Source organism: Thalassolituus alkanivorans (assembly GCF_020447205.1).
Classification (GTDB): domain Bacteria; phylum Pseudomonadota; class Gammaproteobacteria; order Pseudomonadales; family Oceanobacteraceae; genus Venatoribacter; species Venatoribacter alkanivorans.
In genome coordinates this window covers 60,307-72,545 of sequence record NZ_JAJAEL010000027.1, presented here as the reverse complement: position 1 = coordinate 72,545, position 12,239 = coordinate 60,307, and the positions used below count along the sequence as shown (strand labels likewise).

The following is a 12,239-nucleotide window of genomic DNA, read 5'->3' as shown; positions in this document are numbered from 1 at the left end:
ACCTGAAAATTCTGCCGCAAAAGCGGTCTATGTCACACATTAACGTCGCCGTGCAGCTCCTTGCAGCAAGCGCTCTTCGGCTACGATGGCACGGCCATGGGTGCCCGCCCCGGCTATTCCTGCCGCATCTTCAAGGCGGACTTCGAATTCGTAAAAGTCGGCCGGTTTGCCCAGATACTCAGCGCTGACTTTCACACTCGCTCCGACTGGCGTCGGCGCTATATGGGTCACATTCACATGCACTCCGACCGAAAGTTCACCCGCAGCCAATAATGGCGTCATCAGCCGTGCCGCAGCCAGCTCCATTAGGGCAATCATTTTGACTGTTGCCAGTACCTCAGGAAAACGGTCTTCTATTGTTGTGCACAATCCCTGCGCCGTATACGTCGCGGTAATATCCACTTCCAGCTCGTAACGGTCACCAATCTGCATAGGGGCTGCTCCGGAGGAAATAGGCGTTTTATCGCAGATTCGTTGCCATTCTCCAACACAATGTTGCAATTGCGGCCAGCACAGACGTCTATAGTTAGGGTCTGTCTTACTATTAATGACTTTGAGATTAACTTTGCCTTACCTCAGCTCTCTGCGTCCGGCAGCCCTGCCGTTTATTGTTCTGCTGGCAGCCTGGTTTTCTCTGCCTTATATGCCTCGCTGGCATGCCGACTACGCTCTGCTGCTGCAGGCACTGCCGTATGGCTTAGGTGTATTGCTGCTTTTATTAACCCAGCTGTTTAATCAGGGCCGTATCGGCCAGATGGCCATCCTGACGCTGGTGACCTACGCACTGGTACAGCAACGCTTACAGGTTCAGCTGAGTGACGCTGACACTTACTGGGTATTTTTCTGGCTGTGCCTGCTGTGGCCAGTCAATGTGGCGCTGATCCGTTATTTACCCGAACGGCGGCCGTTCTCTCTTGGCGGCATGATATTTCCCGCCATTCTCAGCCTGCAGTTTCTGGTGCTGGCGGCACTGAGCGTCAGCGACTGGCATAGCGCCAGCCTGAACTGGACGGCTGGCTTCCGTGAACAGGCCAGCGCCGGCCTGTTGCCACTGCCAGCGTGGATCAGTTTTACCCTTAGCGCCGCGCTGATTATCAACCGTCTGCCACAACAGAGCGATACACCACTGGCCCTGCTGGCGCTTCTGCTATTGCATGGCTGGTTATTTTACCGGCTGGATGCGAGCCAGATTTCTGTGCTGGTCAGCAGCCTGTCGCTGCTTTTATTGTTTGCCACTTTGCTGATCAACAATCACCACCTGGCCTTTATTGACGAGCTCACTGGCCTGCCCGGTCGCCGGGCCCTGATGAATGACCTGAAACATCGCCATGGCCGCTACCTGCTGGTGATGGCGGATATCGATCATTTCAAACAATTCAACGATACCCATGGCCATGATGTCGGCGATGACGTACTGCGTCTGGTTGCCGCCCAACTGAATAAAACCAGCGGTGGCGGACGCGCTTACCGTTATGGCGGCGAAGAATTTACCCTGATATTTCCGTCATCTGAGCTGAGCGAATGCCTGCCTTTTATTGAGGCAACCCGCGAGCGCATCGCCAGCTATCCGCTGGTTGTACGCAACCGTCAGCAACGCCCGGAGACCCAGCGTCAGGGCAAAAAACAGCGCGGCCAAAGCAATAACAGCAAAACCCTGAATGTCACCATGAGCTTTGGTGCCGCGCGGCGTAACAGCGGCGAAAGCATCGAGGAGTTAATGAAGCGCGCCGACAAAGCGCTGTACAAAGCCAAAGAAAATGGCCGCAACCGGGTGGAAAAGGCGAAATAGAACCGGATCAGCGTTATCATAGGCGCTGATTCTTTTTGCCTGTTATCTGCATGAATAAAGAAAAACGCATCGAAATATTTTCCCGCCTGAAGGCCGAAAATCCGCACCCGGAAACGGAACTGGAATACAGCACCCCCTTCGAACTGCTGATTGCCGTGCTGCTGTCGGCTCAGGCCACCGACGTCAGCGTCAACAAGGCAACACGTAAACTCTACCCGGTAGCCAATACCCCTGAAAGTATTCGCGCGCTGGGGGAAGAAGGTTTAAAGCAATACATCAAGACCATCGGCCTGTTTAACAGCAAAGCCAAAAACGTCATCAGATTGTGCGAGATTCTGCTTGAACAACATGGCGGTGAAGTGCCACAAACCCGTGAAGCACTGGAAGCCCTGCCCGGTGTCGGGCGCAAAACCGCCAATGTTGTGCTGAACACGGCCTTTGGTCAGCCAACCATTGCCGTCGACACCCATATTTTCCGCGTATCCAACCGCACGAAAATTGCGCCGGGCAAAAATGTTGATGAGGTGGAACAGCGTCTTATGCGGGTCGTGCCAAAAGAGTTTCAGCTTGATGCCCACCACTGGCTGATTCTGCATGGCCGCTATGTCTGCGTGGCGCGCAAACCCAAATGCGGCGCCTGTATCATCGAAGACCTGTGCGAATTCAAACAAAAGACATCTGACTAGGAGCTTCCCATGCGACTGTTACACACCATGCTGCGCGTCGGCGATATGGACCGCGCCATTGAGTTTTACACCAAAGTGCTGGGCATGACCTTGCTGCGCAAGCACGACAACGAAGAATACCAGTACACCCTGGCCTTTATCGGTTATCAGCCGGAAAGCGAAGGCGCAGTGCTGGAGCTGACCTACAACTGGGGCACCAGCGAATACGATCTGGGCAGCGCTTACGGCCATATCGCCATCGAAGTGGATAACGCCGCCGAAGCCTGTGAACGCATCCGTAATAATGGTGGCAATGTCGTGCGTGAAGCCGGCCCGGTTAAAGGCGGCACCACGGTGATTGCCTTTGTTGAAGATCCGGACGGCTATAAAATTGAACTGATAGAGAAACGCGCCGACGCCCATAATTTCTGAGCGGAGACGGTTTTATAGCTCAGGACTGGTAGCGGAAATGCAGTACCTTTAAGCCGCGCCCGGCCTGAGCTTCAATAAAGACCGGCGGGTTGGCCAGCCGCTCCACCAGCACACAGTGCGGAGCATGCTGAGCCACTTCTGCCAGCAGAAAATCTTCGCCCAGATCCGGGGCATTCAGACACAGCAGACAATCGCCACCGGCGACCATCAGCTCCGGCAGACGCCGCAACAGTTTGGCGTAGTCACGGCGGATATCAACACTGCCTTTCTGAAAGGTCGGCGGATCGCAGATCAACAGATCGTAAGGACCGTGCTTTTTCAGCCGTCCAAAAGATTTAAAGATATCCACCCCTTCAAACACCACGCGGCTCAGATCGTGGTCATTCAGACGATGATTCTCGCGGCCATGACTCAAGGCCGCGCGGCTCATATCCACATTCACCACTTTACTGGCACCACCGGCCAGCGCAGCCAGCGAGAAGCCACAGGTATAGGCAAACAGATTGAGTACCCGCCGCCCATCACTGTGCCCCCGCACCCAGCGGCGGCCATTGGCCATATCCAGAAACAGCCCTGTGTTCTGCGAACGGTTAAGGTGCAGCCAGTAATCCAGCCCGTCTTCGTTGATGACCAGCTGTTCCGGCATCAGCCCGGCCAGCAGGGTAAAAGGTGCGCCAGGACGACAGCGGTGCTGAACCACCACACTGAGCTGACTGGCATGCTCAGGACGGCAGTGCTTAAGACCCGTCAGCAACTGCTGTTGCAGCTCTGTCAGCCAGGATTCGTCCACTTCGGCGTACAGGGTGACCAGTACCAGAGGCGCATACCAGTCAATATTAAGGTGCTCGAAGCCCGGCCAGGCATGCCCGCGGCCGTGGAAAAGTCGTTGTGCCTGATCGTCAGCAGGCCACTGAATATGCTGAAACACCGGGCTTTCCTGTGATTTTGGGCGCGCAAGTTTAGCAAAAGATCGCCACCTGCGCCTGTAACTGCCAGACAGTTGCAAATAGTTGCCAAACTGCCTTGCTAAGGCTTGGTAAGGGGGAATAAGTAAGATACTATAATCGCGCCTGTGCAGGTGTGCAGGTGTGTTGGCGAGTGCTCCATATTCGTAAGATATGCAAGATACTGGTCGATAGCGGCATTTATTGATTGTCTTCCCGGTTCGCCGGCCAGTATCGATGAAAATGCCAGAAGATATAGCAAGGCCGATCGTTGATTGGCGCATTACTCAGGAAATAAAGCATGGCAAATTTAGTTCAAGGCACCGTCAAGTGGTTCAATGACGAAAAAGGTTTCGGCTTCATCGAGCAGGAATCTGGCAAAGATGTATTCGTACATTTCAGTGCTATCAACGGCGGTGGTCGTAAGACTCTGCAAGAAGGCCAGAAAGTAACTATGGAAGTTACTCAAGGTCAGAAAGGCCCACAGGCGGAAAACGTAACTCCTCTGTAAGCCTTTCGCCTGATCTGACTTTCGGGTCAGATCAAGCATCTTCTGGCAGCCCACATGCACTCCGGTGTCTGTGGGCTGTTTCATTTCTGCCTCCCCTGTTTTCCTGCCGCTCACGGTACAGAATTGGCCTGCCCAACGCTTTCCTGCGGCGCAGAACCTGTTAATCTTGGGTCATTATCAGCTGATTGTTACTCCGATGATTGATCAGGGCGAACTCTTTGACATTCCCAGTCCTTGCCGCCGTATCTGCGAACTGAACAACCGCGGCTACTGCAAAGGCTGCTTCCGCAGCCGCGACGAACGTCTCTACTGGAACCAGTTCACGACCTTCCAGAAGCAACTGGTGGTGAATCTGTGTGAAAAGCGCCGCCTTAAGGTGCTCAGCGCCAAACAACAAAGCGCTGCCAGCAACGAAGAAGAAATTGTCATACCGCAGCTGGATATGTTTGCCCCGCAGCAGGATATGCCTGTTGCACCAGCAGATACTGCCAGTCCGGACACCGACATCCGCGCAAGCATTGCTGAACCGGAACACAGGGCTACTACCGAAAGCCATCCTTCCGAAGCCGAAGCCGAAGCCGAAAAGCGTGAGCATGACGTGAATGTCAGCCTGTTCGAAGAGCCCATAAGTACTGACACAGACACGCCTGCCAGCAGCGCAACAGAGAACGCTGCACTGCAACAGACAATCACGGCTCAAGACAGCAAAGAAGAGAAAGAAGAGAAAGAAGAGAAGAAACCACGCGCCCGGTCACAGACCAGAACGCGCAAAGCTGATGATTCTCAGCTGGATATGTTCAGCTGAGTCAGCTCATTCTGTCAGCTATCTATGAACAAAGGGCGACATTCACCGCCAGATCACGCTTCCACTGCATGGTCATCGAGGTTGCCCGTGTTGGCTTATATTCAGCGCCAACCCAGCCTTTATAACCCGAGGTTTCGATACAGCGGAAAATAGCAGGAAAATCCAGCGTGCCACTGCCTGGCTCGCCGCGTTTCGGGATATCGGCAAACTGAATATGACCAATTTTCGCCGCATGCAGATTAATAAAATCGCAGACGTTATGCCCCATCAGCGCCATATGATAAATATCAAATTGCGCTTTAATCGCCGGATGATTCAACTCGGCGATAATATCCAGCATCTGCTGGCCCGATGAAATCAGAAAGCCCGGCATATCGCGGGTATTGATTGCTTCAAAGGTGGTGGTGATACCAAAAGGCGCCAGGCTTTCAGCGGTTTTCAGCAGATTCTTTTTAAATGTATCGAGGTAAAAAACCCGTTTATTTTCGTCGTTACAACGCCCCGGCAAAACATTCACACACGAGACTTTTAATGCCCGCGCATAGTACAGGCATTCAACCATCGCGGCTGCGTATTCGGCGGTTTTTCCTGGTACAGCAGCCAGCCCCTCACCGCCTTCCATTAAATCGCCGGCCGGTACATTAATCAGGATGCAGCGCAGATTATTTTCGCTCAGCGCCTGCTGAATGTGTTCTATCGGTGTGTCGTAAGGAAACTGGATTTCCACCGCCCCGAAGCCATCATGGTGCGCTGCGGCAAAACGCTGCAAAAATGGCAGCTCAGTGTACATCAGGGACAGATTTGCGGTGAGTTTCACCCTTGTTTCTCCGTATACATAGTCACCAGAGTGCAGGGATCCTTTTCTGCGTTACCCTGGCTTGCGTGCAGACGCATCAGCTCTGCACCCAGTCCGGCCATTGGAATGGCACTTTTCATTATTCTGGCCAGATCATTGGCCATATCCAGATCTTTTAACAGCGTCTTTACGTGCCACTTCACAGGGTCAAAATCGCGTTCTGCCATACGCGGGCCGGTCAGCTGCAGAGGCACTGAATCGGCAAATCCGCCTTTAAGAGCCGCCGGAATCTGTGCCGCATCGACGCCGGATTTTTCCGCCAGCGCCATCACTTCAGCCATGACCAGTACATTGCAGCTTACCAGCATCTGATTACAGATCTTGGTCACCTGACCCGCTCCCACAGGCCCCATATGGGTAACCCGCTGCGATAGCGGTGCCAGCAACGGGCGCAGCATGTCTATCAGCGTTTCGTCACCACCGGCCATAATCGCCAGAGTGCCCTGTTCCGCCCCGGCCACGCCACCGGAAACCGGCGCATCAATCCAGCGCATGCCGCAGGCCGCCTCCAGACGCTCGGCCATCTGCCGGGTCGCCGCCGGGTCAATACTGGAGAAATCAATCAGCACCTGGCCGGTACGACCATGAGCTGCAATACCATCAGCCGCGAAAACAACAGATTCAACCGCCGCGGTATCGGTTACGCAGAGCATCACTACATCGCTTGCTGCCACAAGCTCAGCAACAGAAGCTGCAACCTGCGCTCCCGCCTGAAGCAGAGCAGTGGTTTTATCAGGATTACGGTTCCAGACCATAAGCGGATAGCCAGCAGCTAATAAACGCTGACTCATGGGTACACCCATCAACCCCATGCCAATAAAACCGATTCGTTGTTGCTGCATAACCTGCTCTCCCGAAGTCATCCAATAATATCAAAGACTTAGCGTTGCTGTATGTGGATTTATTGGCGCTTTCCGCCTTTTATGTGACATTTTTTACTGTCCGGAGCAGCAGTATTTTCCCACCAGGACAGATTCAGAAAATTACAATAAAGAATCACCTCAGATTACCCGTTCCGGATTCCTCGCCTATGCTTTATTGCAGTGAAACCCAAAGGAAGTATAACTATGAGCATGGCTAACATTTTCGCTGAGTCCCAGGCACTGCCCCATATTCCACGCGTCGTGCAGGAATTAATTGAAAGTTTCCGCGACGAAGACGTTAACGTTGATGACATAAGCAATAAAGTGGCACTGGATCAGGCACTCACCGCAAAGGTTCTGCGTCTGGCCAATTCCGCCCATTATGGTGTGTCACGCACAGTTTCCAATCCCCACGATGCCATTATGCTGCTCGGCTTTAATACTCTGCGTACCATGGTACTGGCCTCCGGCGTCACAGGTGCTTTCAAGGCACCGGAAGGCTTTGATCAGAAAAAATTCTGGCGTGATTCTTTTGCTATTGGCGCGTTATCCAAGTGGATTGCCGGCTATGTTAAAGATTGCGACCGGGAAACTGCCTTTACCTGCGGCATGTTGCACTCCATCGGCACCTTGCTGATGCATATGGTCATTCCTGATGAACTCAAAAACATTGATGATGCTGAAACGCTGGGCGCAACACGCAATACACTGGAAACCAGCCTGCTGGGCTACAACTATGCGGATGTTGGCGCAGAGCTGGCCAAACGCTGGAAATTCCCGGAAGAAATGCAGCAAGCCATACTGCAGCAACATAATCCCGACAGTGACCAGCCTTATTCTCAACTGGCGGGCGTAATTTACATCGCTAAATATCTGAAAGATGCTCACGAAAAAAACTGGACTGACGAGCAGATTATTGAACAGTTCCCTCTGGCCGTTGCCGAAGTGATTGGCATGGATACGACCCGGGCTTATGCGGATGTGGCGAAAACCACCTCACTGGAATCCGGCCTAGACAGCCTGCTGGAATAAACGCGGTCAGCGCAAAACAAACAATAAATAAAAAGGCCCGGTTGGGCCTTTTTATTTATTTTATGTTTCTGATAATTCAGCTGAACCCACCTGCTGCAACGGATCTGCCGCAAACCACTGGCGGCTTAGCTCTACCCTCTCCGCTGCCGGCCGGAAAATATCAGCATCGGACAGAGCATCAATTTTGCGTAAGCGTGGTAACAGACCACAACCGTTAGCAACCTGAATGGTCAGTCCCGGACGGGCATTTAACTCAAGCAACATCGGGCCGTAACGACGGTCAAGAACCATATCGGTACCCAGATACCCCAGACCCGTCTCCTCATAACAGCGTGCGGCCAATTCCAGTAACTGTCCCCATTGCGGAATAACCAGTTCTGATAATTCCCGTCCGGTATCCGGATGACGCTCGACACTTAAACCATCCTGCACCGCATTTAACGGCCGCCCGGTAGCAATATCCAATCCGACACCAACCGCTCCCTGATGCAGGTTTGCTTTGCCATCAGAACTGCGGGTAGAAAGACGCATCATCGCCATCACCGGATAACCACGGCAAACAATCACACGAATATCCGGCACACCTTCAAACGAATAACCACCAAGCTTGGGATCAAATTCGATCAGTTCTTCAATAATGGCAATATCCGGACTGCCGCCCAGACTGTACAGGCCAGACAGAATATTCGATACGTGACGCTGTAATTCCGCCAGGGTCACCAGAGTTCCGCTGTTTTTGACGTACTGCTCATCATCATACCGGCTGAGAACCAGAATGCCTTTACCACCACTGCCTTTCGCTGGCTTAATGGCAAAACCCGGAACATCACGCAACAGATCAGCAAGCAACGAAACATCGTGCTGACTCTGAATAGTGCCGATTAATGCCGGCGTGGTTATTCCTGCTTTTTGTGCCAGTAATTTGGTCTTCAGTTTATTATCAACCAGAGGATATAAACGGCGTGGGTTATAACGGCTGATATAGCTGATATTACGCCGGTTCATGCCCAGAATTCCGCGCCGTTCAAGACGCCATGGCAAGGTAAACACGTTAGTTCCCAAACGCCTTGAAGCGTTTCAGCTCCAACAGACGATAGCCGGTGTAAGAACCGATCAGCAGTACCAGTGCCAGCACAATAAACTGAATACCAATAAAGTTGAATGTTAAATGCCGCACCCAGGGGTCACTCATCGCCCAGTAAGCCAGCACAGCAGTCAACAGACTGCCACCGCCCTGCACCATTACCTCACGACCACCTTCTTCCTCCCACAGAATCGACATCCGTTCGATGGTCCAGGACAGAATAATCATCGGGAAAAAGGTAATTTTCAGACCTTCAGTCAGCCCCAGTTTATAAGACAGAACACTGAAAATACTGATAATGGCAATCACGGTAATAATCACAGCGGTAATCCGCGCCACCAATAATAAATTCAGACGGGATAAATAACCGCGGATAAATAATCCGGTGGCAACCACCAGTAAAAAACCGACCAGACCGGTAACCAGAGAAGTCTGAATAAATGCCAGAGCAATCAATACCGGCATAAAGGTACCCGATGTACGGATACCAATAATAATACGCAGAACACAGACGATCAGCGCACCAATCGGAATCAGCAGAATGGTTTTAAACATCGCCTGCTCTTCCACCGGCAGACTGTGAATCGAGAAATTCAGGAAATCATGCTGACTGGAGAGATTTTCAGCAATATTTGCGTAAGTGGACTCTTCCCGTTTCAGCATTGAGAAACGGATACTGGAATCGGTACCGCCGGTAACATCAAGAACCGGAGCCCCGCGCTGCTCCCACAATAATAACGGCGTATCAGCAGCCAACAATACCGAGGCGCTGCTCTTCTCACCAGGCAGCTCAAATATCTGGCTGTCGTTGCCATTCCACACCCGTAACAAAGGCGTCAGACTCTGGCGGCGACGGCCATCCTGCAGGTTAAGACCATACACTACCGATGCCGGCACACGTGCTTTATGCAACATTTCTACCCACAGTTCCGGCAGCTGATCGGCATAGTGGGTACGAAGTAATTCAATATGCTGTGCGGTTTCATCTTCACGGAAACGCTTTAATAATTCCCGCGTCAGGCTGTAGTTATCGGCCGAGGTGGCATAAGCCGCAGCCAGCACTTCACTGACGGCGCTGGCATAAGGCTCCGGCCAGCTGACCGGATCGATTGCCGGTGGCGGCAGATCGGCACCGGACTGCATCTGGCTGACCAGAATTTCGGCACGATAAAACAGTTCCTGTTTCCCTTTGGCACCACGCACGGTCCACTCGGCACGGGGTTCATCACTGTCCATAAAATTCAGACCATAACCTGGTGATGCACCGGCTTCTTTTAATACGGTAAAGCCATCCTGTGCTGACGGACGAGCCATCGATACTTTGACCGGCCCGCCATGCGCATTAAATTCGACCTTGGCTTCCACCGACCAGATGGTCTGGGTTTCGCCATACACCAGCGGTACTTCATACATCCAGTGACGATGCAATGTCAGTACGATACCGACCACCAGTAAAAAACCAACCAGCAGAAAAAAAGGCGCGCGGGAAAATGACAGGGATCGGATGTTCATAATATTAGCATCGCAGGCTACGGTGTGTTGGGAGCCGGTTCAGCGTTCACCGGAGGTTCTGCAGTGGCCGGCTTGCTGCCATCCACAGCATCTGCCGCCGGGGCTGAGGTACTGTTTTCAGGAACGGCTTTTATCGGCGTTTTAACATCCGGCTCCGCTGCTTTCTTTTTCAATTCAGCCGGTTCGCTTGTTGCGGGAGCGGTAGCCGCGGGCGGCGATTTTTTGGCCGGAGCAGCAGGCGGTGCTGTTACCGTTGGCGTTTTTGCTGATGGTACAGGCGCTTTTGTCACCGGTGCAGTATCCGGTACAAATTTGGCGTGCAGGAAGCGACGACCAACATCAATCAGGGTTACGTCACGTAAAAACTCACGGCCCAGCAAAATGGGATAGGTCATCTGTGAACGGTCAGTGAGGGTAAACTCGGTATCCTGCTGCAGCGCTGAACCAAGATTTACGGTCAGGGAGACCACCGGCCGGCGGTCTACTTCATCGCTGGAAGCCTGACGGATCAGCACATGACGCACCAGCGGTGCTTCGATCTCAATCGGCTCAGCCTCATCATCGTGCTGCAGCCAGAAACGCACCCAACGCTTACCATTGCGTTCAAAACGCACAACATTCACGGCACTCAGTGATGAAGTTGCCGCACCACTGTCAATTCGCGCCTGATAATGATGGCCTGGCGGAGACAGGTAAATCCATTCGCTGGCACCAATAATGGTTTTGCCATCCATCAGGGTCGCCGGAGCTTCCCGTGGTGGGCACTCAGCACCGGAAAAAGTCGGCGATGCGGCCGTCAGCGCCTGCAGTTGTTTATTCATACGGACCAGCTGTAAACGCTGACGACGAAGTTTGTCATCCAGCGCAGCAACGTCTGTACAGGCCGCAGCAGCAGGCGCCGGTTGAGCAACCGGCATCTTCTGATCCAGCAGTTGTTCAATGTCTGCCAATGTCAGTTCACGGTGTTCCCGGCCTGGCCAGACAGAACAACCCGAAGTGATCAGGGCAATACAAGCTATGAGGAAAAACGATGCCCGAGGGGGCATAACAACCTCCACCAACAGAGAAATGCGTGCGGCATTTAACCACAGAAAGCGGGGGAATCTGAACACAGGTACAACCTTTTACCGCGTTATTTACAGTGATACTGATTTATCCCCGGTTCAGAGCCAGGGCTCCTGCAGCAACAGATCAGGCGCATACGGCGGGGTTCGACCGGCACATAACAAAAAAGCTCCCGATGGGAGCTTTTTTGTGAGCAACAGGCTGTTCCGGTCAGGACATCTGCGACTGCAGATAGTTAGGCAGGCCGATTTTGTCGATCAGACCCAGCTGCTGTTCCAGCCAGTGAGTGTGATCGTTTTCGGTATCATCCAGCAGCACCTGCAGCATATCACGGGTCTGATAGTCCCGAACCTGTTCACACAGGGCCATGACTTCCCGCAGATCGACGATAACCTTGTACTCCAGATCAAGATCGCTCTTCAGCATTGCCGGTACGTCTTTACCGATATTCAGCGGCACCCGGGTCACCATATCAGGTGTCCCGCCCAGAAACAGAATGCGCTCAATGAGCTTTGAAGCGTGGCCCTTTTCATCTTCGAACTCGTGATCAATGCGCTCGTACAGTTTTTTCAGTCCCCAGTCATCGTACATACGGGAATGGATAAAATACTGATCCATGGCGCTTAATTCACCGGCCAATAACTCGTTTAATTTGGCAATAACCTGTGCGTTACCTTTCAT

Annotated in this window: 14 protein-coding genes; 6 read left to right on the top strand and 8 right to left on the bottom strand. The window is 52.7% G+C overall.

The window, feature by feature from the left end; all coding sequences use genetic code 11:
• Positions 1-39: 39 nt before the first annotated feature.
• Complete coding sequence (locus LGT44_RS10075) at positions 40-432, bottom strand: thioesterase family protein (protein ID WP_230330434.1); 393 nt, start codon at positions 430-432, stop codon at positions 40-42.
• Positions 433-547: 115 nt separating this feature from the next.
• Here LGT44_RS10075 and LGT44_RS10070 point away from each other — a divergent pair, with 115 nt between their 5' ends.
• The 3 genes from LGT44_RS10070 to gloA are packed head-to-tail and all read left to right on the top strand — an operon-like array spanning position 548 to position 2,886.
• Positions 548-1,789, top strand: a complete 1,242-nt coding sequence (locus tag LGT44_RS10070) for a GGDEF domain-containing protein (RefSeq protein ID WP_230330433.1) — start codon at positions 548-550, stop codon at positions 1,787-1,789.
• A gap of 50 nt (positions 1,790-1,839) precedes the next feature.
• On the top strand, positions 1,840-2,475 hold the full coding sequence (gene nth / locus LGT44_RS10065; protein ID WP_145470044.1) for an endonuclease III: 636 nt from the start codon (positions 1,840-1,842) through the stop codon (positions 2,473-2,475).
• A gap of 9 nt (positions 2,476-2,484) precedes the next feature.
• Positions 2,485-2,886 carry a lactoylglutathione lyase gene (gene gloA / locus LGT44_RS10060; protein WP_145470043.1) on the top strand — a complete coding sequence of 134 codons (402 nt, stop codon included), beginning with the start codon at positions 2,485-2,487 and terminating at the stop codon, positions 2,884-2,886.
• A gap of 19 nt (positions 2,887-2,905) precedes the next feature.
• On the opposite strand, the gene LGT44_RS10055 is transcribed toward gloA, so the two are convergent.
• Positions 2,906-3,814, bottom strand: coding sequence for a class I SAM-dependent methyltransferase (locus tag LGT44_RS10055; RefSeq protein WP_230330432.1), 909 nt, complete (start codon positions 3,812-3,814; stop codon positions 2,906-2,908).
• 317 nt (positions 3,815-4,131) lie between these two features.
• Between LGT44_RS10055 and LGT44_RS10050 the strand changes: the two genes are divergently transcribed.
• Together LGT44_RS10050 and LGT44_RS10045 are read left to right on the top strand one after the other, a co-directional pair.
• Entirely contained in the window at positions 4,132-4,341 is a 210-nt protein-coding gene (locus LGT44_RS10050) for a cold-shock protein (RefSeq protein WP_145470041.1), read from the top strand.
• A 166-nt stretch (positions 4,342-4,507) separates the two neighbouring features.
• Positions 4,508-5,146: a DUF1289 domain-containing protein gene (locus LGT44_RS10045; protein WP_230330431.1), complete on the top strand. Its 639-nt coding sequence runs from the start codon at positions 4,508-4,510 to the stop codon at positions 5,144-5,146.
• Between the two features lie 22 nt (positions 5,147-5,168).
• Here LGT44_RS10045 and LGT44_RS10040 read toward each other — a convergent pair whose 3' ends face one another.
• Positions 5,169-5,963, bottom strand: a complete 795-nt coding sequence (locus tag LGT44_RS10040) for a hydroxypyruvate isomerase family protein (protein ID WP_230330430.1) — start codon at positions 5,961-5,963, stop codon at positions 5,169-5,171.
• Positions 5,960-6,844, bottom strand: coding sequence for an NAD(P)-dependent oxidoreductase (locus LGT44_RS10035; protein ID WP_230330429.1), 885 nt, complete (start codon positions 6,842-6,844; stop codon positions 5,960-5,962). The genes LGT44_RS10040 and LGT44_RS10035 overlap by 4 nt, the downstream gene beginning before the upstream one ends.
• Before the next feature lie 225 nt (positions 6,845-7,069).
• On the opposite strand from LGT44_RS10035, the gene LGT44_RS10030 reads away from it, so the two are divergent.
• A complete protein-coding gene (locus LGT44_RS10030; RefSeq protein WP_230330428.1) occupies positions 7,070-7,897 on the top strand; it encodes an HDOD domain-containing protein in 828 nt (275 codons plus the stop codon).
• 60 nt (positions 7,898-7,957) lie between these two features.
• Here the strand turns inward: LGT44_RS10030 and LGT44_RS10025 are convergent, their stop codons facing one another.
• From LGT44_RS10025 to bfr, 4 genes are all read right to left on the bottom strand, one after another.
• Positions 7,958-8,947 carry an alpha-L-glutamate ligase-like protein gene (locus tag LGT44_RS10025; protein WP_225690925.1) on the bottom strand — a complete coding sequence of 330 codons (990 nt, stop codon included), beginning with the start codon at positions 8,945-8,947 and terminating at the stop codon, positions 7,958-7,960.
• Position 8,948: 1 nt separating this feature from the next.
• Positions 8,949-10,493, bottom strand: coding sequence for an inactive transglutaminase family protein (locus tag LGT44_RS10020; protein WP_145470036.1), 1,545 nt, complete (start codon positions 10,491-10,493; stop codon positions 8,949-8,951).
• 17 nt (positions 10,494-10,510) lie between these two features.
• Positions 10,511-11,539, bottom strand: a complete 1,029-nt coding sequence (locus LGT44_RS10015) for an ATP-dependent zinc protease family protein (protein ID WP_230330427.1) — start codon at positions 11,537-11,539, stop codon at positions 10,511-10,513.
• A gap of 229 nt (positions 11,540-11,768) precedes the next feature.
• Positions 11,769-12,239: a bacterioferritin gene (gene bfr / locus LGT44_RS10010; RefSeq protein WP_145470034.1), complete on the bottom strand. Its 471-nt coding sequence runs from the start codon at positions 12,237-12,239 to the stop codon at positions 11,769-11,771.